Origin of the sequence: Streptomyces sp. CWNU-52B (genome assembly GCF_047444975.1) — a bacterium.
Taxonomy (GTDB): domain Bacteria; phylum Actinomycetota; class Actinomycetes; order Streptomycetales; family Streptomycetaceae; genus Streptomyces.
This window is the reverse complement of record NZ_JBLFJV010000011.1, coordinates 99,711-120,983: the sequence shown is the minus strand read 5'-3', so window position 1 is coordinate 120,983 and position 21,273 is coordinate 99,711. Positions and strand designations below refer to the sequence as shown.

Sequence of the window (21,273 nt, the reverse complement as noted above, 5' to 3'; positions counted from 1 at the left end):
TTGTATACAAGCACTTGTCGCGCAGTACGGCAATACTTGTGCCGCGGTTCTACGTACGATGTGCCCATGGCTCAAACGAACGGGCGGACGAACCGGCGCGACATCTATCTGAAACTGCGCCAGATGGTCCTGACCCTCGAACTCGCTCCGGGCGCCGCCCTCTCGGAGAACGAACTCGCCGCGTCGATGGGCGTCAGCCGCACGCCGGTGCGGGAGAGCCTGATCCTGCTGGCCCAGGAGGGCCTGGTGCAGGTCTTTCCCAAGATCGGGTCGTTCGTGTCCCGGGTCGATCCGGCGCAGGTCGCCGACGCGCAGTTCCTGCGGGAGGCGGTGGAACTCGCCTCACTGGACGACCTGCCCGCGGAGATCGACCCCGCGGTCGTCGGGGAACTGCGGGACAACCTGGACCGGCAGCGGCACGCGGACCTCGGCCTGGAGGAGTTCTTCGATCTGGACGAGGCGTTCCACCAGGGCCTGATGCGGCTCAGCGGACACGGGAACGTCTGGACGACGGTCGCCGCCGCCAAGAGCCACCTGGACCGGGCCCGCCGTCTCGGCCTCCACGAGAACGTGTCCCCGGCCGTCTTCGTCGCCCAGCACCGCGAGATCTTCGACGCGATCGTGGCCGGGGACGTGCCGCTCGCCCGCGCGGCCATGCGTACACACCTGCGAGCCGTCTTCGACGACATCGAGCGCATCCGCGCGCACTCACCCGAACTGTTCGCCGCGGACGCGTCGTCGGTGCCGGTGCGGCGCAACATCGTGGTCTGGGAGTGACAGCACTTCAGATTCCGGTCCGCGTGCCCGCCTCCGGCTCGGCGGTCAGGACGGGTCGCGGTTCGTGACCTGGGCCCCGTTCACCGCTTCGCCGCAGCCTCGGTGGCTCCGGTTCCGGCTCGCGACCGGGACGAGGCGGCGGCGCCCGCGCTGTCGCGGTTGACACGGATCTCGTCGTGATGGTCGGCGGCCCAGCCGATCAGCTGCATGACGATCTCGTGCAGGCCGCGACCGAGCGGGGCGAGGGCGTACTCCACTCGTGGCGGCACCTCGGCGTAGGCGGTCCGTGTGAGCAGACCGTCCTCCCGCAGCTGGTGCAGGGTGTGGGTGAGCATGCGCTGGGAGATGCCGGGGATCTGGCGCTGCAGTTCGGTGTACCGCAGCGGGCCGTCCTCCAGGACGGCGACGATCAGCATGCTCCACTTGTCGCCGACCCGGTCGAGGATCTGCCGGATGAAAGCCATGTGACCGGCAGGAATGCCCGCGCACGGCCCGATCGCCGCCGCCATGTCCGTACCTGCGCCGTCCTGCATGGCACCCATTCCTCTCCGTCGCGCACACCGAAGTGCCTTTTGTAACGCCTTTCATACTGGCGCATCATGGCGCTACGAACAAATAAGAGGAATTGGAGGTCAGGCCGTGAAGGTAGCGGTCTGGCCCGAGATCACCCACTCACCCGTCTCGTACTCCTCGAAAGGCGCTGCCGCAATGTCGTACCTGCTGCACATCGACTCCTCCTCGCTCGGCGAGGCCTCCGTCTCCCGTCAGGTCGCCCGGTCCTTCCGCGACCAGTGGCAGGGCCCCGTCGTCCACCGCGACCTCGCCGCCCGCCCGGTGCCCCATCTGACGGCGGCGGGCATCACCGCCCGAGCCACCGCCCCCGACCGGCACACCCCCGAGCAGGCCGAGGCCGCAGCCCTCCAGGACGAGCTGATCGAGGAGTTCCTCGGGGCCGGCGCGTACCTGTTCACGGTGCCGATGTACAACCTGTCGATGCCCTCGGTGTTCAAGGCGTGGCTGGACCAGATCATCATCAGCGAACGCACCCTGAACCTCACCGGCGCTTCCCCCACCGCGGGCCGCCCTGCCCTGGTGATCTCGGCCCGGGGCGGCGGCTACGGGCCCGGCACTCCCAAGGAGGGCTTCGACCACGTGGTGCCCACCCTGGAAGCCGTGCTGGGCCATGTCCTCGGCCTGGACGTCACCACCGTGACACCCGAGTTGACCATGGCCCCGACCGCTCCGGCCCTGGCCCCTCTCCTCCCCTTGCACGAGGCGTCCATGACGGCCGCTCACGACAAGGCCCGCGCCCTCGCCACGGCCTTCGGCGCACGGCGAGCCGCCTGACGCCGTCGACCGGGCCGTCCGCGCCCCACGCTCCGTCAACCACCACCACTGCCGCATCAGTCGGAGGAGAGTTCCATGTCCAAAGTGATCGCGATCTTCGGTGCCGGCCAGGGGCTCGGCGCCTCCGTCGCCCGACGCTTCGCCGCCGAGGGTTTCCGTGTCGCCCTGGTGGCGCGTCGCAAGGACCGCCTTGACGCCCTGGTAGACCAGCTCGGTGCCGAGGGAATCGACACGGCCGGCTTCGCCGCCGACCTGTCCGAGCCCGATGAGATCCCCGACCTGATCGAGGCCGTACGCGAGCGGTTCGGCCGGATCGACGTGGTCGTCTACGGCCCGATCCCCAGCGTCCACTTCACCCCGGCCGCCGAGTTGGACCCCGCCACCCTGGTCCAGGGTGTCCCGCTGCTCCTGCTCACGCCGCTGGCCGTCGTCCAGGCCGTGCTGCCGGAGTGGAAGGAGCGAGGCGACGGCGCGTTCCTGATGACCACCGGCGCCACCGCGGTCCACCCCCTGCCCCGAGCGAGCGGAGTCGGCCCGCTGATGGCGGCCGCCCGAAACTGGCTCTACTCCCTCAACGGTGAACTCGCCGAATCCGGCATCTACGCCGGCACTCTCTCGGTCGCCGCGTTCATCGAGGGCAGCGAGGCGGCAGAGGCGGCAGGCGCCTCGGAGATGACGGCCGCGTTCCCTGTCGTCGACCCGGCCGACCTCGCCGCGCTCTACTGGGACATGTACACCAGACGCGACCGCGTCGAGGAGGTCCACCCCGCCTTCAAGGCTGGTTGACGCGCCATCCCTGTGGGCCGTGCGGCACACTGCGGGAGCGGGTGCGGGTGCGGGTGCGTTCCAGGGCGTAGCCGAGTCCGACCAGCGCCAGGGACGGCAGTGCGAACTTGCCCTGGGGGAACCTGGCCGTGCCGGGCGGGTCGACCGCGGCGGAGCCGGGATAGGCCAGGGCGGAGATCTGGGTGAGCCAGTAGAGGCTCGCGCAGACGGCCGCGGTGTCGAGTCCTTCACGGGTGGGGCTTCCGGCCGTCGGCCTCTTCCACAGGTGGTAGAGGCTCGTGGCGGCCAGCGACAGTCCCAGGCTCATGGTCTGGGCGTTGTGGAACTTGGCGTGCGGCGGCCAGTCGGGGTTGTGGATGTGGGTCTCGTTCCAGTCGGCGGCGAAGGGCCCCACAGCCGTGGTGATCGCCACCGCGGAGATGAGCAGTCGCCCTGTCCGGAACTCCTTGCGCGGGTTCATGTCGTTTCTCACTTCCTGGATCTCGAAATTCCTACGGTCCACGCGGCGCTAACCTGGTCGGGATGGACGGAAACGGAACGGGACTGCGTGAGCGGAAGAAGGCTCGTACGCGGCGGCTCATCGCCGACTGCGCGGCAAGCCTGTTCGCCGATCACGGTTACGAGCACGTCTCTGTCAGCGATGTCGCCCGCAAGGCCGAAGTCGCCGAGCAGACGGTCTACAACTACTTCCCGACGAAGGAACGGCTGGTCACCGATCGCGACGAGCAGATCCAGGAACGCCTGTGCGACCTGATCCGCTCCCGCCCGGCCGACGTCACCACGGTGGCCGCCGTCCGCGGCTTCGTCCTTGAGTTCGTCGCCGGAATCGGCAGCATTTCGCCGGCTCTCTGGCGCGGCGAACTCGGTCACCTGGCGGGAGCCAGCCCCACCGTCTACCGGCTGGCGCTCGAACTGACCGACCGCCAAGCCGCGGCGTTCGCCGCCGCCATCGGCGACAGCACGCCGGTGAGGCCTGAGATCGCGAAGTTCCAGGGGATCGCGCTGGCCGGCGTGTTCCAGTTCATCGTCAGTCATGTCGCCCGACGCACCCGCGAAGGCCTGGGCCAGGCGGAGATCGCCGGCGAGCTGTATCCGATGGTCGAGAACATTCTTGACGAACTCGATCACTGGCTCACCCCCCGGTGACCCGGCCGGCCGCGGGCTGCCCCGGCCGACTCCGCCCGGCGCCAGGAAGACCGACCGCACTGCCCCTATGAGAACGCCGTGGCGTGGTCGGTGACGAACTGTTCGAACGTGCGGGCCGGCCGGCCGAGGATCGACCGCACGTCGTCGGTGGTGTAGTCGGCGTCGCCCTGGGCGAACAGGGCGAGCGCCCTGGCGTTGTCCTCGGCGACGCTTTCGGGCAGCCCGGCGGCGGCCATCGCCCCCCTCTGCTCGTCGAACGTCAGAGGCCGGAAGCTGATCCGCCGGCCGAGCACCTTCGAGAACACCACAGCCGCTTCCACGTAGGACAGGCTCTCCGGACCGGTGGGCCAGTAGGTCTTCCCTTTGTGCGGTTCGGGTGAGACGGCGATCTCCGCCGCGACAGCGGCGACGTCCCGAGCGTCGATCATGCCGATTCGGCCGTCCCCCGCCGACGAGCCGAAACTGTTCGCCGTGACGATGGACGGCGCCTGCACGAAGAAGTTCTGCATGAACGCGTTGTTCTTCAGCAGCGTGTAGTCGAGCCCCGAGGCGATCAGCCCGGCCTCAATCTCGGCCTGACCACGCCTCCGGGCGATGGGTGAGTCGGACGACGACTCACCGGTGATCTTCACTATGTGACCGACACCCGCGTGAACAGCGCTGTTCACGACGTTGAGCTCCTGGCGGGGAATCGCCGGGCTGACGAGAACCACGGCCGAGACACCGCGCATCGCCGCGTCGACGGTCGCCGGAACCTCCAGATCCCCCTCGACGACCTCGACACCGGCCTGCGCCGGTGCGAACGCCTTCCCCCGGTCGCGGACGAGGATCCGCACGGGCTCCGATCGCCGGGCGAGCAGGCGCGCGGTCTCCGCACCCACTTTGCCGGCGGTGGTGACGAGCAGCATCGCAAGCACATCCTTGTCGGTTGTTTCGGCCTTCGCGGGCCTTCTCGGTGGAAAAATATTGGAGTGTGCAACATTTTTGTTGTGCACTCCAATATTCATACTACGCCTTACCGCGCCTTCCGGTGCGTGGCGACGGACACTCACCGCACCTCGCCCGTCCGTGATCCCCGTGAGCCAGGTCAGGTCAGCCCAGATCAGGTCGGGTCGGGTCAGATCCGTAGAGTCAGATCCGTCGAGTGTGTTCATCGATCCAGAACGATCAATGCGGAGGTCTCCCGTGCCCGATGCCGAAGTGCTGTGCCTCGGAGAGTCGATGGTGTCGCTGACACCGATGGACGGGCAGCCCCTCGCCGACTCCCGCAGTGCGGCCCTCGCGGTGGCGGGCGCCGAGTCGACCGTGGCCCAGTACCTCGCGGACCTCGGTCACCGCACGGCCTGGGCGAGCCGGGTGGGCGCCGATCCGTTCGGCGACCGGGTGCTGGCGGAGCTGAGCCGCTCCGGTGTCGATGTGCGCCACGTCGAACGGGACCCCGCCGCGCCCACGGGCGTCTTCTTCAAGGACCCCGCTCCGGACGGGACCCGCGTGCACTACTACCGCGCCGGCTCCGCGGCGTCCCGGTTGACCCCCACCTACCTGGACCGCCTCCCCGTCGCCTCGGCGCGGCTGGTGCACCTGTCCGGGATCACGCCCGCGCTGTCGGCGAGCTGCGCGGCGACCGCCACCGAGTTGCTGGCCCGGGCGGGCGCGGCGGGCGTGCCGCGCTCGTTCGACGTCAACCACCGGCCGGGGCTCTGGGACGCCGACACCGCCCGCGCTCCCCTGCTCGCGCTGGCCAGGCGGTCCGACGTCGTCTTCGTCGGTCTCGACGAGGCGCGGGCGGTCTGGGATGTCGCCACTCCCGAGGACGTACGCGACCTCATCGGCTCCTCGGTGAGCATCGTGGTGAAGAACGCCGACATCGGTGCGACGCTCTTCGAACCGGGTGCGCGCGGCGGCGTGTTCGTCCCCGCCGAGCCGGCCGAGGTGGTCGAACCGGTGGGTGCCGGGGACGCGTTCGCGGCGGGGTACCTGTCGGCCTGGCTCCAGGGGGCCGACCCCCGCGAGCGCCTGCTGACAGGGCATCGCGTGGCGGCGTTCGCCCTGGGATCCCTCGGCGACCACACCGACGCGTCGTCCCTGCGCACAGTGGGGTGAGTGCCCGCCCCGGACCCGGCAGGCACGGGCAACCGATGACCCCGACAACCCGGACGACCCGGACGACCCGGACGATTGACGATCACCGACCGAAGACTGGACGGACACCATCGTGACACCACCGGCAGACACCTTCGCGACCGCCTTCGGGGCGGCGCCGTTCATGGCCATCCTGCGAGGCTTCGACGCCGACCGCACGGTCGAGCTCTGCCACATCGCCTGGGACAGCGGCATCCGACTCGTCGAAGTGCCCGTACAGAACGCCGCCTCCCTGCGGGCACTGCGCGCGGCGGTGGAGGCGGGCGAGAAGCGCGAAGCGGTCGTGGGCGCGGGCACAGTGACCACGACGGAGGGGGTGGCGCAGGTCGAGCGTGCGGGGGCCCGCTTCACCGTGTCCCCGGGCCTGTCGCGCGAGGTGGCACAGGCGTCGCTGTCGGCGGGGTTGCCGCACCTGCCCGGCGTGGCCACCGCGACCGAGGTGCAGCAGGCCCTGGCCCTGGGGCTGACCTGGCTCAAGGCCTTCCCTGCGGCCGTCCTGGGCGCGGAGTGGATCAGGGCCATGCACGGCCCGTTCCCCGAGGCCCGTTTCGTCGCCACCGGTGGAATGCACCTGGACAACGCGGCGGAGTTCCTCGACGCGGGAGCCGCCGCGGTGTCGCTGGGCGGGACCCTGGCCGACCCCGCCCAGGTGGAACGGCTGCCCGGCGTCCTCGCACGGACCACCGGCAGGTGACGGGGCGAGCAGGTGCCGGAGCCGAGTCCTGATGCGTCGCCCTTGCGACGGCGCGGCACGGCCGAGCGGGGCGGCGTCGAGCGCATGTGGTCCCTCATCGGCGCCAGCAGACCGGCGAGGACCGTGACGCCCTGATCGACGCCGGTGAGTTGCGCGTCGACGTCGCGCAGCGGGTGCCACCGGCGGAGCTGCCGGACGTCCACGCCCGCGCCGCCGCAGGCGGGCTGCACGGCAAGGCCGTCATCGTCGCACCCGGCGCCTGACGCGAATCCATCTCGTGGCACCACTTCACCCGAATACTTGGCTAGCCACCTAATTACTGCTACGTTTTATGTGTCTAGCCACCTAATCGGTTCGCCGGACCGCCCCACCAACCGATCCATCAACCGATCCACCAAGGAGACAACAGCCATGAAGGCCATCGTTTTCAACGCGTTCGGCGGCACCGAGGTCCTGCACGAGACGGAGATCGAGGTGCCCCAGCCCGGCCCCGGTCAGGTCCGGGTCCGGGTCCACGCCGTCGGCGTCAACCCGGTGGACGGCAAGATCCGCTCCGGAGTCATGGAAGCCATCTTCCCCACCACCCTGCCCGCCGTCCCCGGCGGCGAGATCGCCGGAACCGTCGACGCCCTCGGTGAAGGCGTCGACGGGTTCGAGGTCGGCGACGAGGTACTGGGCTGGTCCGACACCGGTTCCTACGCCCAGTACGCACTGGCCGACCCGGCCGTCCTCGCCCCCAAGCCGGCCGGTCTGGACTGGACCCACGCCGCCGCGCTGCCCGTGGCGAGCGACGGCGCCGAGCGCGTCCTGGACCTCCTCGGCGTCAAGACCGGCGACACCCTGCTGATCCACGGTGCCTCCGGCGCCCTCGGCACCATCGCCGTCCAGCTCGCCGCCGCCCGCGGCGCCCACGTCATCGGCACCGCGGGGCCCGCCAACCAGGACTACGTCACCTCTCTCGGCGCCACCGCCCTCGTCTACGGCGACAACCTCGTCGAACGGGTCCGCGCACTCGCCCCGAACGGCGTGGACGCCGTCTTCGACGCCGCGGGCAAGGGCGCGTTGGAGGACTCCATCACCCTGCGCGGCGGCACCGACCGGATCGTCACCACCGCCGACTTCCGCGCCCGTGAACTCGGCGTCGTCTTCGCCGAGGGCCCGCAGCGGCGTTCGGCCGCCCGGCTGGCCGAACTCGCCCGGCTGGCCGCCGACGGCGAGCTCGTCACCACCGTCGGCGCGACCTACCCGCTCGCCGACGCCGCCGCCGCGCAGCGGGCCAGCGACGCCGGCCACAACCGCGGAAAGCTCGTCCTCACCGTCGGCTGACCGTGCGGCCCCGAAGGGGCCCTCCTGGGCCCCTGGTCCGCTCGCCCGACTCCGAGAAGGGACTTCTCATGACCATGGCCTATCTGGCGCAGCCCGAACAGCAGCAGAAGCTCGAATGGCTCGACGGGGGAACGTTCTCCGTGCTGCTCGACGAGGAAGCCACCGAGGGCAAGCTGACCGTGGGCCGCTTCGACGTCGCCAAGGGCGAAGCCCCGCCGTTCCACGTGCACACCCGCGAGGACGAGGTGTTCATGCTGATCAAGGGCACAGCCCTGGTGTGGTCCGGGGAGGAGGAACACGAGCTGCGCGAGGGAGGCATCGTCTATCTGCCGCGCAACGTCCCGCACGGCTACCGCATCACCTCCGACCGTGCCGACCTGCTGATGATCGCCACTCCCGGCGGTATCGAGGGCATGTTCCGCCACGCCGGACGCGACCGCACCACCCCACGCCCCGACGGCTTCGAGATACCCAAGTCCCTTCTGGCGGAGGCGTCCGAACTCTACGGCGCCGCCATCCTCGGCCCACCGCGCTGAACCTCTCACGCCCCGAGACGGCGGACGGTCTCGCTCACCCCAGGAAGCTCAACCGCACCTGACGGTCGGCATTGTCGACGTTGGTGTCGACCAGGCACACCGACTGCCACGTCCCCAGCTCCAGCCGTCCGGCGAGGACCGGCAGCGTGGCGTGCGGCGGGACGAGTGCCGGGAGGACGTGGTCGCGGCCGTGCCCGGGGCTTCCGTGCCGGTGCCGCCAGCGGTCGTCCGCGGGGAGCAGGGTGTGCAGGGCGGCGAGCAGGTCCTCGTCACTGCCCGCTCCCGTCTCCAGGACGGCCACACCGGCCGTCGCGTGCGGTACGAAGACGTTGAGCAGGCCGTCGCGACCGCCCGTCGCCTCCCGGAGGAAGGCCTCGCAGTCATGGGTGAGGTCGACGACCGCCTCCCTCGAACCGGAGGTGACGTTCAGGACGCGGGTGGTGAAGGCATCGGGCATGCACCGATCCTCGCCCATGCGGCGCCCTTCCCCGCGCGCGACCCGACCACTCCCTGACACGCGGGTCCACTCAGCGAGACACCATTGACCGTACGCGGTCGAGCTGGCTACTTTCAGTGGCATGTTGCGTTCAGTCATGCTCACCACGCGCGGTCACATCGACCTGCTGCGGGTGGCTTCTGCCGCGTGTAGCACCGGCCGCTGACGCCCCTTCACCAGCTTTCCCGCTTCCTCCCTTCCCGCGCCGCAGCGCCCCTCGCCCGTCCCCACTCCGGGTTCCTCCCACAGGTCTGCCTGACCTGGGCCGGAAGCCGGGCGCCGTGACGCACCCCCACCGCGCTCTCCAGCCGTGGAGCCCCCCATGAGCATCAGTCATGCCCCGCCGGACTCCCAGGACTCCCAGGACTCGCAGAGCTCTCAGGAGTCGGACACTCCGGGAACAGCGTCCGGGCCCGGCCTCACCGGTCACTCCCCTCCCGAGCTCGAACCCATCGTCCCCGCCTCGACCCGCCGTGCCCGCGTCCCCCGCTGGCTGCGCCGCACCTCCGGCCCTCTCCTCCTGCTCGTCCTGTGGCAGGTCCTCAGCGGTACCGGCGTGCTGACGCCGGACATCCTGGCCTCGCCCGGCACCATCGCCGGGGTCGCCCGCGATCTGGTCGCCGACGGGTCGCTGCCGCACGCGATGGGCGTCTCGCTCCAGCGCGTCGCCGTGGGCCTGCTGCTCGGCACCGTCGTCGGCACCGGGCTCGCCCTGATATCGGGCCTGTTCCGGATCGGCGAGGACCTCGTCGACGCGAGCGTGCAGATGCTGCGGACCGTGCCGTTCGTCGGTCTGATCCCGCTGTTCATCATCTGGTTCGGCATCGGCGAGGCCCCGAAGGTCGCGATCATCACGCTCGGCGTCTCCTTCCCCCTCTACCTGAACGTGTACGCGGGCATCCGCGGCGTCGACTCCCAGCTGATCGAGGCCGGCGAGTCCCTCGGGCTGTCCCGCTGGGGGCTCGTACGGCATGTGATCCTGCCCGGCGCCCTCCCCGGCACCATGACCGGTCTGCGCTACTCCCTGGGCATCGCCTGGCTCGCCCTCGTCTTCGCCGAGCAGATCAACGCCGACGCCGGCATCGGCTTCCTGATGGTCCAGGCGCGCGATTTCCTGCGTACCGACGTGATCGTGGTCTGTCTGATCGTCTACGCGTTCCTCGGACTGCTCGCCGACTTCATCGTCCGTTCCCTCGAGAGGCTGTTGCTGCAATGGCGACCGACGTTCACCGGACGGTGAGCCCGCAGAAGGCTCACGGCGACACCGACCGTGCCGTGGCGGTCCGCGTGGAGGGCCTGACCCGTGCCTTCGACGGCCGCGCCGTCATCGACGACCTCCGACTCGACGTGAAACCGGGCGAGTTCGTGGCCCTCCTGGGCCGCAGCGGCTGCGGCAAGTCCACCCTGCTGCGCATCCTCGCCGGGCTCGACCGCGACATCGAGGGCACCGTGCTCGTCCCGCGCCGCAAGGCTGTCGCCTTCCAGTCACCTCGTCTCATGCCCTGGAAGAAGGTGTGGCGCAACGTACTGCTCGGACTGCCCGGCAAGCCCGAACGCGCCGTCGCCGAGCAGGCGTTGACCGAGGTCGGGCTCACCGACCGCGCCGGCGCCTGGCCCAAGACCCTGTCCGGCGGCGAGGCCCAACGCGCCTCGCTGGCCCGCGCGTTGGTGCGCGAACCCGATCTCCTGCTGCTCGACGAGCCGTTCGGCGCCCTGGACGCGCTGACCCGGATCAAGGCGCAGCGGCTCGTCGGCGAGCTGTGGCAGCGTCGCGGCTGCGCCGTCCTCCTGGTCACGCACGACGTGGAGGAGGCGGTGCTGCTCGCCGACCGCGTCCTCGTGATGGACGAGGGGGTCATCGCGTACGAGACCGAGGTCGCGCTGGACCGCCCGCGCGACCTCACCGACCCGCGGTTCGCCGAACTCCGTGCCCGACTGCTGGAACGCCTGGGCGTCGACACGGCCGCCGAGGCCGCCTGAGCCCACCCGGCCGAGCCCCGGTCGCTCCCCCGACACCGCCCCCAGCCCCACTGCCGCCCTCACCCCCACACCCCCACCTGTCCAAACGATCGGAATCACCATGCGACGACGGCCCGCCCCCGCCGCCCTGCGCCGCCCTCTCCCTCGTCTCCTTCACCCCGTCGCGCTGCTCCTCCCCCTCGCCCTGCTGGCCGCCGCCTGTGGCGGGAACTCCGCGGCCGGCTCCTCGACGGGTGACGGAACCGACGGCAAGGGGTCCCTCACACTCGACGTCGGTGACCAGAAGGGCGGTTCGGAAGCGGTTCTGCGGGCCGCGGGTGAACTCGACGACCTCGACTACCGGATCAAGTGGTCGACGTTCACCTCAGGACCGCCGCTCCTGGAAGCCGTCAACGCGAAGGCCGTCGACATCGGCGGCGTCGGCAACACCCCGCCCGTCTTCGCGGCGGGCGCGGGCTCGCGGATCTCGGTCGTGGGCGCCTACCGCGGCCGGTCCGAAGGAGAGGCCGTGCTGGTTCCCCCGGACTCGAAGCTGAAGGGGACCGAGGAACTCAAGGGCAGGTCGGTGGCCGTGGCGCAGGGTTCGTCCGCGCACTACCAACTGGTCGCCTCGCTCAAGAAGGCCGGGCTGGAGCTGAACGACATCGAGGTCAAGTACCTCCAGCCCGCCGACGCGCTGGCCGCGTTCGCCGGCGGCAAGGTCGACGCCTGGGCGGTCTGGGACCCGTACACCTCGCAGGTGCTGCAGGCGAAGCAGGGGCGGATCCTCACCACCGGCGAAGGCGTGGTCAACGGTCTCAACTTCCAGGTGGCGGCGCCCGGCGCGCTCGCGGACAAGAAGAAGACCGCGGCGATCGGTGACTACCTGGAGCGGCTGCAGCGCGCGCAGGACTGGGTGTACGAGCACCCCGAGGAATGGGCCGAGGTCTGGGCGAAGGACACGGGCCTGCCCTACGAGGTGGCGCTGGCTTCGGTGCGGCGGTCCAACGCGACCCGGATCCCGGTGGCTCTCGACCGGCCGCTGATCGCCTCCGAACAGGAGATCGCGGACACCTTCACCACGCTGAAGCTCATCCCGCGCAAGGTCGACTTCGGGGATTTCGTGGACACCCGCTTCAACGGCGGCCTCCCGCCGTCCACCACCACTCCCCGCCCCGCCAAGAAGTCATGACGCCGTGACCGTACGCCTCCGTCGGTACGCGCACCGGCGGAGGCGCAGGGCGGTGCCGGGAAGATCCGCGGCACCGAGCGGGTTGGTAGAAACGTGAACAACACCGGAGCGCGGGTACGGGAAGTCGATGTCGTCGTCGCGGGCGCCGGCCAGGCCGGGCTGTCCAGCGCCTACCACCTGCGGCGTACCGGCTTCGAGCCGGAGCGGGACTTCGTGGTCCTGGACCACGCCCCGCGGCCCGGGGGCGCCTGGCAGTTCCGGTGGCCGTCCCTCACGTACGGCAAGGTGCACGGCATGCACGCGCTGCCGGGCATGGAGCTGACGGACGCGGATCCGACGCGGCCGTCCTCCGAGGTCATCGCCGAGTACTTCGACGCCTACGAGCGCGCCTTCGACCTGCGCGTAAGGCGGCCGGTCGACGTACGGGCCGTGCGCGAGGGCGACGCGGGCCGGCTGCTCGTCGAGACCTCGGACGGTACGTGGTCCACGCGGGCGCTGATCAACGCGACGGGCACCTGGGACCGGCCGTTCTGGCCGCGCTATCCCGGCCAGGAGACCTTCCGGGGGCGGCAGCTGCACACCGCGCAGTATCCCGGCCCGCGGGAATTCGCCGGCCGACGCGTCGTCGTGGTGGGCGGGGGCGCCTCCGGTACCCAGCATCTGCTGGAGATCGCGCCGTACGCGGCGGACACCACCTGGGTGACACGGCGGCCGCCGGTCTTCCGGGAGGGCCCGTTCACCGAGGACCTGGGCCGGGAGGCGGTCGCCCTCGTGGAGGAGCGGGTCCGCCGGGGGCTGCCGCCGAGGAGCGTGGTGTCGGTGACGGGCCTGCCGCTCAACGACGCGATCCGGCAGGGCCTCGCGGACGGGGTCCTGGACCGGCTGCCGATGTTCGACCGCGTCACCGCGGACGGCGTGGAGTGGGACGACGGGCGTCACGTGGCCGCGGACGTCATCCTGTGGGCGACCGGTTTCCGCCCGGCGGTCGACCACCTGGCCCCGCTGCGGCTGCGCGAACCCGGCGGCGGCATCCGCCTCGAAGGGACCCGGGCGGCCGCCGATCCGCGGATCCATCTGGTCGGCTACGGGCCCTCGGCGAGCACCATCGGAGCCAACCGCGCCGGACGGGCGGCGGTACGGGACATCAGGCGACTGCTGGCGGACGCGCCGCGGACCGGCTCCCGGGCCGATTCCCCGGCCGCCCCGGTCCCGGTTGAGGCCGGTGGCTGACGGCGCCCGGGAGCTGTGAGGTACCGCGCCCCCCGCTGAGAGGCGCGGTCGCCCCCGTGAGCGCCTGTCACGCCGTGGCCGCGATCCGGGGATCAGCGCGGCGAGGGGGAAGCGCTCTCGTCGACGGCCTTCTTGTCGGCGGCGCTCTTCTCGGCATGGTTGAACTCGGCGACGTTCTTCTTGTGCTCCCCGTAGTCGGCCGTGAAGCGCGTGTCGCCCCGCTTGACGGTGACGAAGTACAGCCAGTCGCCCTGGGTCGGTGCGACGGCGGCGCGCATGGCCTCCTCGCCCGGGTTCGCGATGGGGGTGGGCGGCAGCCCCATCCGTGCGTACGTGTTGTACGGGCTCTCCAGCTGCGTGTCGTTCTGGCTGGTACGGAGCGTGCTGCGGTTCAGCGCGTAGTTGATGGTGGAGTCCATCTGCAGCGGCATGCCCCGGTCGAGCCGGTTGTAGATCACCCGGGCCACCTTGCCCATGTCCGCCCTGGTGGCGGCCTCCGCCTGGACGATGCTCGCCACGGTGACGGTCTGGTAGACGTTCATCGCGTTGCGCTCGGCCCCGGCCGTGACCGTCCCGCCGCCGAACTTCTTGTTCGCCGTGTCGACCATGGACGAGAGCAGGGACGTGGGGGTCGTCTTCTTGTCGATGGGATAGGTCGCCGGGAAGAGGTAGCCCTCGGGGTTGCCGCTCGCGTCGTTCGGCAGCTTGAGAGGTGTCCTGTCCAAGGACTTCTTGCTGGTCCCCGCCGGCAGGGCGAGAACCTTGTCCATGGCCTCGTACACCTGGCCGGAGCGCCAGCCCTCCGGGATCACCAGGGCCTGGGGTTCCTTCTTCTCGTCCGTACTCAGCAGCGGCACCGCCACGGCGGTGGCCGCCACGACGGCGCCGGTCGCGATCAGGGCGGTCCGGCCCCGGCGCGTCAGTCGGATCGTTCTCCGCGGCGTCGTCGGCGGAGTGGGCGAGGTGTAGGTCTGCATGCGGGCACGGTAACCCGAATGTCGCCATAAACCCGACATATCTTCATCTTGTTGGCTCCAGTTGGGCGTCCCTGCGGACCAGTGCGGCGTAGCGCCCGTCCTGCTCCAACAGTTCCTCGTGCGTGCCGCGTTCGGCGGGGCGTCCGCCGTCGAGGACCACGATCTGGTCGGCACCCCGAACGGTGGACAGCCGGTGCGCGATGGTGAGCGTCGTCCGGTTGGCCGACAGGGCGTCGATGGCCTCCTGGACGGCCCGCTCGGTGCGGGTGTCCAGAGCGCTGGTCGCCTCGTCGAGGATGAGGACCGGCGGGTCCCGCAGGACGGTGCGGGCGATGGCCAGCCGCTGCTTCTCCCCGCCGGAGAACCGGTGTCCGCGCTCGCCCACCACCGTGTCGTACCCGTCGGGCAGGGACGCGATGTGGTCGTGGATCTGCGCGGCCTTCGCGGCGGCGTGCAGTTCCTCGTCGGTGGCGTCCGGCTTGGCGAACCGCAGGTTGTCGGCCACCGTGGCATGGAAGAGGTACGTCTCCTGGGAGACGACGCCGATCCCTCGGGCCAGGGTGTCGAAGTCCAGGTCGCGCACGTCCACCCCGTCGAGGGTGACGCGGCCGCCCGTGACGTCGTACAGGCGCGGCACGAGATGACTGAGTGTGGACTTTCCGGCGCCGGTCCGGCCGACGACCGCGAGGCTGCTGCCGGCGGGCACGGTGATGTCGATGCCCTGGAGGACCGGGCCGCTCTTGTCGTCGTAGCGGAACTCGACCTCCTCGAAGCGCACTTCGCCCTTGACCCGGTCGAGGTGGACCGGATGCTCGGGTTCGGTGATGTCGATGGGCAGGTCGAGGTACTCGAAGATGCGCTGGAACAGCGCGAGCGAGGCCTGGATCTGGACGCCGGTGGACAGCAGGCTGACGGCGGGCCGGAACAGTCCCTGCTGGAGCGAGACGAACGCGACCAGGGTGCCGAGGGAGACCGCGGGGCCGCCGAACTGGAGCGCCACACCGGCAGCCCAGTAGATGACGGCCGGCATCGCGGCCATGACGATGCCGATGACGGCCATCCGCCAGCGCCCCGCCATGTTCGACCGGACCTCCAGGTCGACGAGGCTCTCGGACTCCGCCGCGAAGGAGCGGGTGAGCGAGTCGGAGCGGCCCATCGTGCGGCCGAGCACGATGCCGCTCACGGAGAGCGACTCGGTGATCGTGGCGGCCATGACCGCCATCTGCTTCTGGCGCTGGGTGGTGATCTTCTTGCGTTCGTCGCCGACCCGGCGGCTGATCCACACGAACACCGGCAGCAGGAGCAGCGAGACGACGGTCAGCCGCCAGTCGAGGGCGATCATCGCGATGATCGTGGCGACGACGCTGGTGAGGTTGGAGACCAGGGAGGTGGCGGTCGAGGTGACCGTCGCCTGCATCCCGCCGATGTCGTTCGCGATGCGCGACTGGACCTCGCCGGTACGCGTCCTGGTGAAGAAGGCGAGCGACATGCGCTGCAGCCGGTCGTAGACGGCCGTGCGCAGGTCGTGCATGACGCGCTGCCCGACGGTGGTGGAGATCAGGGTCTGCAGGACACCGAAGATTCCGCCGAGGAGGGCGCTGAGGATCATGCCGAGCGCGAGCAGGCTCAGCAGACCGGTGCGGCCCTGTGGGATCGCGGTGTCCAGGATCTCCTTGAGCAGGAAGGGCGTGGCGACCGAGACCAGGGACGCGGCGCCGACGAGCAGGCCGACGACGGCCAGCCTGCCGCGGTAGGGACGGAAGAGCGTGAGGATGCGGCGCACCTGCCGGGGCTGTCCTGCCTCGGCCGGTGGCGGCGTCCATTTGATGTCGTCGCGGGGCATGGGCTCCTACGGGATGTGAGACGGAGAGGACTGACGGAGCATAGCTCATTGTTACCTATACTCACAATGAACTAGGTCCTGATATTGTTCCCGCCATGGACACCCCCGACGCCGACGGCCGGCTCGCCGAGCAGCTGCTGCGGCTGACCCGCCGTGTGCACCGCATCCAGAAGCGCCATCTGCAGACGCGGGGGCTCGGCATCACACCGGCCCAGTCCCGGCTGCTGCGCACTCTCGCGCACTACGGCTCCCCGCCGCGCATGGCCGACCTGGCCGAGCAGCTGGAGGTGGTGCCGCGGGCCGTGACCAGTCTGGTCGACGGCCTGGAGGCGAGCGGCAAGGTACGGCGCGTGCCGGACCCCACCAACCGACGGGTCATCCGCATCGAGCTGACGGACGACGGACGCCAGGCCCTGCGGGAACTGCGCGGCGCACGCCGGGCCGCCGCCGAGGACATCCTGGCCCCCCTCACGGACGAGCAGCGCGCGGTGCTCGGCGATCTGCTGGACACCTTGGTCGACGGCATGGGGACGGTGGCCGACACGGCGGTGACCGACGGGGCGGGTGCCGCGGCCGACGAGGCAGGCGCGACGGCCGGTAAGGCAGGTGCGGCGCGGGGGCCCGGCCACGACTGCTGACGGCGAGGTGCTGTCCGGGACACCCCGGTCGCAGGTGCGCACGGAAGTCCAAAGGCCCGGCACAGGAAGTCCAACCCCCTGACCACATCCGCCCCTTGCCTCCCGGCCCACCTCCTAGGAGGGTGACAGCGCGCCCACCCGCGCTCCCCCACCGAGGAGGTCCGATGCCCGACGAGAACGCGACACCGGAGTCCGACGAGAACCCCGAGGGCCGGTCCCGGCGCTCGGTACTGCGCACGGCGGGCATCACCGGAGCGGGGCTGGGGCTCGGCGCTCTCGCGGGCGGCGGCACGGCGCACGCCGCCGGACCCGGGACGGCGCCGGACGCGCCGGAAGGCGCATCGGAAAGCGCGTCGAGAGGCGCACCGGTGGACGCCGGAGCGACCGCTCCCGCCGCGCAGGGCCGGACCATGATCGGTGTGCCCTTCGAGGGGCGCGGCACCGTGCGGGTCGGGATCATCGGACTCGGCAACCGCGGCGGCGGCATGATCGATCTGTTCCTGGCCCTGGCCGGGGTCCGCGTCGTCGCGCTGTGCGACCCGGTGAAGGACAAGACCGCGAGCGCCGCGGCCAAGGTGGTGGCCGCGGGTCAGCCCGCCCCGGCGACGTACACGAAGGGCGAACACGACTTCGTCAACCTCTGCGAACGCGGTGACCTCGACTTCGTCTACGTGGCCACTCCCTGGGACCTGCACTTCGAGATGGCCCGGACGGCGATGCTCAGCGGCAAGCACGTCGGCGTGGAGTGTCCGATCGCGATGCGGCTCGACCAGCTCTGGGAACTGGTCGACCTCTCCGAGCGCACCCGCAGGCACTGCATGCAGCTGGAGAACTGCTGCTACGGCAGGAACGAGATGCGGGTCCTGCGCATGGCGCACGCGGGCAAGTTCGGCCGTCTGCTGCACGGCGCCGGGGCCTACAACCACGACCTGCGTGGCCTGATGTTCGACCCGGACTACTACGAAGGCCCCTGGCGCCGCCTGTGGCACACCCGGCTGCGCGGCGATCTGTACCCGAACCACGGCTTCGGCCCCGTCGCCAACTACATGGACGTCAACCGCGGTGACCGCGTCACCCACATCTCCAGTTTCGGCACGCCCTCGCTCGGCCTCGCCGAGTACCGCGCGGAGCACATGCCGGCGGGCGACCCGAGCTGGAAGGAGACGTACATCGAGAGCGACCGGACCATCAGCCTCGTACAGACCGCCAAGGGACGGGTGATCCGGCTCGAACACGATGTGTCGACGCCGCATCCCTACTCGCGGATCAACAGCCTCGGCGGCACGAAGGGCGTCTTCGAGGACTACCCGGAACGGATCTACCTCGAACCGGACCACACGGACGACGCCTGGGGCGACTTCTCGGCGTACGCGGACTGGGACCACTGGCTGTGGAAGGAGCACTCCGATCCGCCCGGCGGGCACGGCGGGATGGACTACATCATGCTGTACCGGCTGACGCAGTCGCTGCGGCTCGGCCTCGTACCGGACTTCGACGTGTACGACGCCGCCACCTGGACCGCGCCCGTGCCGCTGAGCCATGCCTCGATCAAGGCGAACGGCGCGCCGCAGGCCATCCCTGACTTCACCCGCGGGCTGTGGAGGAAGGAGCGTCCCGGGATGGACTCGCAGAAACCGCAGGAACCGCAGAAGTGAGCGGGCGCGGCGGCGGTCGAGCGGTCCGCGCGTCGGTCGCGACAGGACCCTCGACCGGATCGGCCCTCGTCAGTACCGTGGGGCGACCGGTTGGCGAGGGGGCGCTATGGATCGGGAACGGGACGACGTACCAGGCGAGTTACCGCCGTTCGCGCTCGGTCCCGTGGCAGGGCTGGCGGCCCTCCTCGCTGTCGCGCTGACCTCGCTGTCCGGCCGGTACGGGTACCACCGGGACGAGCTGTACTTCCTGGCGGCAGGCGATCACCTCGCGTGGGGATACGTCGACCAGCCACCGCTGACGCCGCTCCTCTCACGGGCCGCCACCGAGGTGTTCGGGGACTCCACCGTCGGACTGCGGGTCCTGGCGACGCTCACTCTCGTCGCCGCCGTCCTCGTGGTCGCCCTCGTCGCGCGCGAGCTGGGAGGCGACCGGCGGACGCAACTGCTCGCCGCCGGGCTCGCGGCGGTGTCCGCGCAGCCGCTGGCGGTCGGGCACATGGTGTCCACCGCGGGCTTCGATCTGCTGGTGTGGCTGGTGATCTGCTGGCTCGTGCTCCGGCTGCTGCGCACCGGCGACGGACGGTGGTGGCTGCTGATCGGCCTGTGCGCCGGGGTCGGTCTGCTGAACAAGTACCTCCTGGCGCTGCTGGTCGTCGCGCTGCTCGCGGCCGTGCTCGCCGTGGGTCCGCGGCAGGTGCTGCGCAGCCCGTGGCTGCCCGCCGGCGTGGCCGCGGCCCTCCTCGTGGCGGCGCCCGACCTGTGGTGGCAGGCCGACCACGACTGGCCGCAGCTGACAGTGGCGCGGGGCATCGGGGAGGACGACGGGGCCGAGAACCGGATCCTGTTCGTGCCGCAGCAACTCATCTACCTCTCCCCGCTGTTCGTCCCCGTGTGGATCGCGGGCTGGCGGCGGCTGTGGCGCGACCCCGCGCTGCGGTGGGCCCGGTCGGCCGCGGTGGCGTACCCGCTGTCGTGCGTGCTGGTGCTGGCCCTCGGCGGCAAGGGGTACTACGTCGTTCCGCTGCTGCTCGTACTGCTCGTGGCGGGCTGCGAGCCCGCCGTCGGCTGGACGCGGCGGCACGGCCGTACGTGGCCCGTGGCGGCTGTCGCCGTGACGGTCGCGATCAATGCGGCGGTGACCCTGCCGGTGCTGCCGCAGAGCGCGCTCACCGTGCCGATGGCACTCAACAAGGAGCAGGGGGAGCAGGTGGGTTGGCCGGCACTGGCCGACGCGACCGCACGGGGATGGGCCACGATCGCGGCCCGTGAGCGGGCGCGTGCCGTGGTCTTCACGCAGAACTACGGCGAGGCGGGCGCCCTCGACCACTACGGGCCCGCGCGGGGACTGCCCCGCCCCTACTCCGGCCATATGAGCTACGCCGACTGGGGCCCTCCGCCGGACACGGCCGACGGGCCGGTGCTGGTCGTACGTCAGGAGGAGGACGCGGGCGGTGTCGAGCGGTACTTCACCGACTGCCGTCAGGTCGCGCGCGTGGACAACGGCCACGGGGTGGAGAACGAGGAGCAGGGCGCGGCGGTGCTGCTGTGCTCGGGCACGATACGGCCGTGGTCCAGCCTGTGGCCTTCGCTGCGCCACTACTACTGAGCCGGGCGGGGCCGCTGAGTCCGCGCGTGCTCGAACTCCTCTGGCCGCTCGGACTCCTCGGGCCGCCGGCTCGGTCAGGCCTTGAGGTCCGCCTTGTCGCCCATCACGACGACCGGGTTCCGGTCCGGGTCGAGGGTGCGCAGCAGGTACTCCATGCCCGGTTTGGGCAGGCTCACACAGGCCGACGTACCGCTGCCGTGATCCATGTGCAGCCAGATGCTGCCGCCCTTGGACTGGCCCTGGGGGCGGGTCGGGTCGTTCGGCGAGGTGCCCTTGACGCGGTTGTAGTCGATGGCGATGACGTAGTCGAAGTCGTTCCAGTGCGACTTGGCCCAGTAGTGCGGGGCCTGGAAACCCGCGGACTGCGTGTACGGGAGCTTGGCGCCGGGGTCGGCGAGGACGCCGCCCGAGTCGCTGAGCGTGAACACCCCGACAGGGCTGCGCTTGTCGTTCTCGCGGTGGTCGGTCGTCCAGCCCTTCTTGCCGTTGTGCCCTTCCCAGCTGCGGGTCTTGTCCCAGGTGGAGCCGGACTTGGTGTAGAGGACGATCGTGGAGTCCGCCGAGTTCTTGCCCCGGCCGTAGACCGCGACGACCTGGCGGGAGTCGGCGGGGATCTGCTTCAGCAGCGTGTTCCCCACGTCGGGGATGCGCTTGAGGTCGACCGTGCGCGCCTGTCCGGCCCGGGACCCGTCGCCGGCCTGCCCGTTGCTCTTCTCCCCGCCCCCGCCGTCCGAGCCGCCACAGGCCGTCAGGGGCAACACCAGGGCGCCCAGGACCGCGGCCACGGCTGTCGGACGTATCGCACCGCTCATTCGCATGTCCTCCATCGTCGCACCACGGACCGGACGATCGCGCCCGGCTCCTCGGCCTATCGGTCATATCCGGGCGGTCCGGGCCGAATCTTTGCCCCATGACGGAAAACC

At 70.8% G+C, this 21,273-nt stretch carries 23 protein-coding genes and 1 pseudogene; 17 read left to right on the top strand and 7 right to left on the bottom strand.

The genetic code is table 11. The features are described 5' to 3' along the window. Positions 1 to 66: 66 nt before the first annotated feature. Positions 67 to 777, top strand: coding sequence for a GntR family transcriptional regulator (locus tag ACLVWQ_RS13665; protein ID WP_414108784.1), 711 nt, complete (start codon positions 67 to 69; stop codon positions 775 to 777). A gap of 80 nt (positions 778 to 857) precedes the next feature. Here the strand turns inward: ACLVWQ_RS13665 and ACLVWQ_RS13660 are convergent, their stop codons facing one another. Beyond that, positions 858 to 1,319 (bottom strand): winged helix-turn-helix transcriptional regulator, encoded by a 462-nt coding sequence (locus tag ACLVWQ_RS13660; protein WP_414108782.1) that lies wholly within the window; start codon positions 1,317 to 1,319, stop codon positions 858 to 860. A gap of 166 nt (positions 1,320 to 1,485) precedes the next feature. Between ACLVWQ_RS13660 and ACLVWQ_RS13655 the strand changes: the two genes are divergently transcribed. Further along, positions 1,486 to 2,124: an FMN-dependent NADH-azoreductase gene (locus tag ACLVWQ_RS13655; protein ID WP_414109050.1), complete on the top strand. Its 639-nt coding sequence runs from the start codon at positions 1,486 to 1,488 to the stop codon at positions 2,122 to 2,124. A gap of 75 nt (positions 2,125 to 2,199) precedes the next feature. Beyond that, positions 2,200 to 2,910, top strand: a complete 711-nt coding sequence (locus ACLVWQ_RS13650; RefSeq protein WP_414108781.1) for an SDR family NAD(P)-dependent oxidoreductase — start codon at positions 2,200 to 2,202, stop codon at positions 2,908 to 2,910. Here the strand turns inward: ACLVWQ_RS13650 and ACLVWQ_RS13645 are convergent. Further along, positions 2,897 to 3,370, bottom strand: coding sequence for a DUF6640 family protein (locus ACLVWQ_RS13645; protein WP_414108780.1), 474 nt, complete (start codon positions 3,368 to 3,370; stop codon positions 2,897 to 2,899). The genes ACLVWQ_RS13650 and ACLVWQ_RS13645 overlap by 14 nt on opposite strands. 62 nt (positions 3,371 to 3,432) lie before the next feature. On the opposite strand from ACLVWQ_RS13645, the gene ACLVWQ_RS13640 reads away from it, so the two are divergent. Continuing rightward, on the top strand, positions 3,433 to 4,056 hold the full coding sequence (locus ACLVWQ_RS13640; RefSeq protein ID WP_414108779.1) for a TetR/AcrR family transcriptional regulator: 624 nt from the start codon (positions 3,433 to 3,435) through the stop codon (positions 4,054 to 4,056). Between the two features lie 65 nt (positions 4,057 to 4,121). On the opposite strand, the gene ACLVWQ_RS13635 is transcribed toward ACLVWQ_RS13640, so the two are convergent. Continuing rightward, complete coding sequence (locus ACLVWQ_RS13635; protein WP_414108777.1) at positions 4,122 to 5,210, bottom strand: NmrA family NAD(P)-binding protein; 1,089 nt, start codon at positions 5,208 to 5,210, stop codon at positions 4,122 to 4,124. Positions 5,211 to 5,241: 31 nt separating this feature from the next. Here ACLVWQ_RS13635 and ACLVWQ_RS13630 point away from each other — a divergent pair, with 31 nt between their 5' ends. From ACLVWQ_RS13630 to ACLVWQ_RS13610, 5 genes are all read left to right on the top strand, one after another. Continuing rightward, positions 5,242 to 6,159 carry a sugar kinase gene (locus tag ACLVWQ_RS13630; protein ID WP_414108776.1) on the top strand — a complete coding sequence of 306 codons (918 nt, stop codon included), beginning with the start codon at positions 5,242 to 5,244 and terminating at the stop codon, positions 6,157 to 6,159. Between the two features lie 112 nt (positions 6,160 to 6,271). Then, positions 6,272 to 6,892: a bifunctional 4-hydroxy-2-oxoglutarate aldolase/2-dehydro-3-deoxy-phosphogluconate aldolase gene (locus tag ACLVWQ_RS13625; RefSeq protein ID WP_414108775.1), complete on the top strand. Its 621-nt coding sequence runs from the start codon at positions 6,272 to 6,274 to the stop codon at positions 6,890 to 6,892. 86 nt (positions 6,893 to 6,978) lie between these two features. Next, a complete protein-coding gene (locus ACLVWQ_RS13620; protein WP_414108774.1) occupies positions 6,979 to 7,155 on the top strand; it encodes a hypothetical protein in 177 nt (58 codons plus the stop codon). A gap of 148 nt (positions 7,156 to 7,303) precedes the next feature. Next, on the top strand, positions 7,304 to 8,218 hold the full coding sequence (locus ACLVWQ_RS13615) for an NADP-dependent oxidoreductase (protein WP_414108772.1): 915 nt from the start codon (positions 7,304 to 7,306) through the stop codon (positions 8,216 to 8,218). Positions 8,219 to 8,286: 68 nt separating this feature from the next. Then, positions 8,287 to 8,754 (top strand): cupin domain-containing protein, encoded by a 468-nt coding sequence (locus ACLVWQ_RS13610; RefSeq protein ID WP_414108771.1) that lies wholly within the window; start codon positions 8,287 to 8,289, stop codon positions 8,752 to 8,754. Between the two features lie 34 nt (positions 8,755 to 8,788). Here ACLVWQ_RS13610 and ACLVWQ_RS13605 read toward each other — a convergent pair whose 3' ends face one another. Then, positions 8,789 to 9,211 (bottom strand): secondary thiamine-phosphate synthase enzyme YjbQ, encoded by a 423-nt coding sequence (locus ACLVWQ_RS13605; protein ID WP_414108770.1) that lies wholly within the window; start codon positions 9,209 to 9,211, stop codon positions 8,789 to 8,791. Positions 9,212 to 9,332: 121 nt separating this feature from the next. Between ACLVWQ_RS13605 and ACLVWQ_RS13600 the strand changes: the two genes are divergently transcribed. The 5 genes from ACLVWQ_RS13600 to ACLVWQ_RS13580 all read left to right on the top strand — a co-directional run bounded on the left by ACLVWQ_RS13600 (position 9,333) and on the right by ACLVWQ_RS13580 (position 13,631). Further along, on the top strand, positions 9,333 to 9,416 hold the full coding sequence (locus tag ACLVWQ_RS13600) for a putative leader peptide (protein ID WP_414109049.1): 84 nt from the start codon (positions 9,333 to 9,335) through the stop codon (positions 9,414 to 9,416). Between the two features lie 156 nt (positions 9,417 to 9,572). Continuing rightward, entirely contained in the window at positions 9,573 to 10,490 is a 918-nt protein-coding gene (locus ACLVWQ_RS13595) for an ABC transporter permease (protein WP_414108769.1), read from the top strand. Continuing rightward, complete coding sequence (locus ACLVWQ_RS13590) at positions 10,463 to 11,230, top strand: ABC transporter ATP-binding protein (RefSeq protein WP_414108767.1); 768 nt, start codon at positions 10,463 to 10,465, stop codon at positions 11,228 to 11,230. Before ACLVWQ_RS13595 ends, ACLVWQ_RS13590 begins: the two co-directional genes overlap by 28 nt. Before the next feature lie 100 nt (positions 11,231 to 11,330). Continuing rightward, positions 11,331 to 12,401: an ABC transporter substrate-binding protein gene (locus ACLVWQ_RS13585; RefSeq protein ID WP_414108765.1), complete on the top strand. Its 1,071-nt coding sequence runs from the start codon at positions 11,331 to 11,333 to the stop codon at positions 12,399 to 12,401. 93 nt (positions 12,402 to 12,494) lie between these two features. Then, the gene (locus tag ACLVWQ_RS13580; protein ID WP_414108763.1) at positions 12,495 to 13,631 is read left to right on the top strand and encodes an NAD(P)-binding domain-containing protein; all 1,137 of its coding nucleotides are present in this window, start codon (positions 12,495 to 12,497) and stop codon (positions 13,629 to 13,631) included. Positions 13,632 to 13,723: 92 nt separating this feature from the next. On the opposite strand, the gene mltG is transcribed toward ACLVWQ_RS13580, so the two are convergent. Beyond that, a complete protein-coding gene (gene mltG / locus ACLVWQ_RS13575) occupies positions 13,724 to 14,608 on the bottom strand; it encodes an endolytic transglycosylase MltG (RefSeq protein ID WP_414108761.1) in 885 nt (294 codons plus the stop codon). A gap of 43 nt (positions 14,609 to 14,651) precedes the next feature. Further along, positions 14,652 to 16,451 carry an ABC transporter ATP-binding protein gene (locus ACLVWQ_RS13570; protein WP_414108759.1) on the bottom strand — a complete coding sequence of 600 codons (1,800 nt, stop codon included), beginning with the start codon at positions 16,449 to 16,451 and terminating at the stop codon, positions 14,652 to 14,654. A gap of 95 nt (positions 16,452 to 16,546) precedes the next feature. On the opposite strand from ACLVWQ_RS13570, the pseudogene ACLVWQ_RS13565 reads away from it, so the two are divergent. From ACLVWQ_RS13565 to ACLVWQ_RS13555, 3 genes and pseudogenes are all read left to right on the top strand, one after another. Then, positions 16,547 to 16,975: pseudogene (locus ACLVWQ_RS13565) on the top strand (MarR family winged helix-turn-helix transcriptional regulator); the annotation flags it as partial. A 278-nt stretch (positions 16,976 to 17,253) separates the two neighbouring features. Next, on the top strand, positions 17,254 to 18,744 hold the full coding sequence (locus ACLVWQ_RS13560) for a Gfo/Idh/MocA family protein (protein WP_414108758.1): 1,491 nt from the start codon (positions 17,254 to 17,256) through the stop codon (positions 18,742 to 18,744). Positions 18,745 to 18,850: 106 nt separating this feature from the next. Next, entirely contained in the window at positions 18,851 to 20,350 is a 1,500-nt protein-coding gene (locus ACLVWQ_RS13555; RefSeq protein ID WP_414108756.1) for an ArnT family glycosyltransferase, read from the top strand. Between the two features lie 74 nt (positions 20,351 to 20,424). Here ACLVWQ_RS13555 and ACLVWQ_RS13550 read toward each other — a convergent pair whose 3' ends face one another. After that, positions 20,425 to 21,168 carry a hypothetical protein gene (locus tag ACLVWQ_RS13550; RefSeq protein WP_414109048.1) on the bottom strand — a complete coding sequence of 248 codons (744 nt, stop codon included), beginning with the start codon at positions 21,166 to 21,168 and terminating at the stop codon, positions 20,425 to 20,427. Between the last annotated feature and the right edge of the window lie 105 nt (positions 21,169 to 21,273).

Bases quoted from the DNA above. Each gene is read 5' to 3' on its own strand.
- ACLVWQ_RS13660 (WP_414108782.1), bottom strand. From the start codon at position 1,319: ATGGGTGCCATGCAGGACGGCGCAGGTACGGACATGGCGGCGGCGATC.
- ACLVWQ_RS13650 (WP_414108781.1), top strand. From the start codon at position 2,200: ATGTCCAAAGTGATCGCGATCTTCGGTGCCGGCCAGGGGCTCGGCGCC.
- ACLVWQ_RS13560 (WP_414108758.1), top strand. From the start codon at position 17,254: ATGCCCGACGAGAACGCGACACCGGAGTCCGACGAGAACCCCGAGGGC.
- ACLVWQ_RS13590 (WP_414108767.1), top strand. From the start codon at position 10,463: ATGGCGACCGACGTTCACCGGACGGTGAGCCCGCAGAAGGCTCACGGC.
- mltG (WP_414108761.1), bottom strand. From the start codon at position 14,608: ATGCAGACCTACACCTCGCCCACTCCGCCGACGACGCCGCGGAGAACG.
- ACLVWQ_RS13645 (WP_414108780.1), bottom strand. From the start codon at position 3,370: ATGAACCCGCGCAAGGAGTTCCGGACAGGGCGACTGCTCATCTCCGCG.
- ACLVWQ_RS13610 (WP_414108771.1), top strand. From the start codon at position 8,287: ATGACCATGGCCTATCTGGCGCAGCCCGAACAGCAGCAGAAGCTCGAA.
- ACLVWQ_RS13655 (WP_414109050.1), top strand. From the start codon at position 1,486: ATGTCGTACCTGCTGCACATCGACTCCTCCTCGCTCGGCGAGGCCTCC.
- ACLVWQ_RS13640 (WP_414108779.1), top strand. From the start codon at position 3,433: ATGGACGGAAACGGAACGGGACTGCGTGAGCGGAAGAAGGCTCGTACG.
- ACLVWQ_RS13615 (WP_414108772.1), top strand. From the start codon at position 7,304: ATGAAGGCCATCGTTTTCAACGCGTTCGGCGGCACCGAGGTCCTGCAC.
- ACLVWQ_RS13585 (WP_414108765.1), top strand. From the start codon at position 11,331: ATGCGACGACGGCCCGCCCCCGCCGCCCTGCGCCGCCCTCTCCCTCGT.
- ACLVWQ_RS13605 (WP_414108770.1), bottom strand. From the start codon at position 9,211: ATGCCCGATGCCTTCACCACCCGCGTCCTGAACGTCACCTCCGGTTCG.
- ACLVWQ_RS13595 (WP_414108769.1), top strand. From the start codon at position 9,573: ATGAGCATCAGTCATGCCCCGCCGGACTCCCAGGACTCCCAGGACTCG.
- ACLVWQ_RS13665 (WP_414108784.1), top strand. From the start codon at position 67: ATGGCTCAAACGAACGGGCGGACGAACCGGCGCGACATCTATCTGAAA.
- ACLVWQ_RS13550 (WP_414109048.1), bottom strand. From the start codon at position 21,168: ATGCGAATGAGCGGTGCGATACGTCCGACAGCCGTGGCCGCGGTCCTG.
- ACLVWQ_RS13555 (WP_414108756.1), top strand. From the start codon at position 18,851: ATGGATCGGGAACGGGACGACGTACCAGGCGAGTTACCGCCGTTCGCG.
- ACLVWQ_RS13635 (WP_414108777.1), bottom strand. From the start codon at position 5,210: ATGAACACACTCGACGGATCTGACTCTACGGATCTGACCCGACCCGAC.
- ACLVWQ_RS13570 (WP_414108759.1), bottom strand. From the start codon at position 16,451: ATGCCCCGCGACGACATCAAATGGACGCCGCCACCGGCCGAGGCAGGA.
- ACLVWQ_RS13600 (WP_414109049.1), top strand. From the start codon at position 9,333: ATGTTGCGTTCAGTCATGCTCACCACGCGCGGTCACATCGACCTGCTG.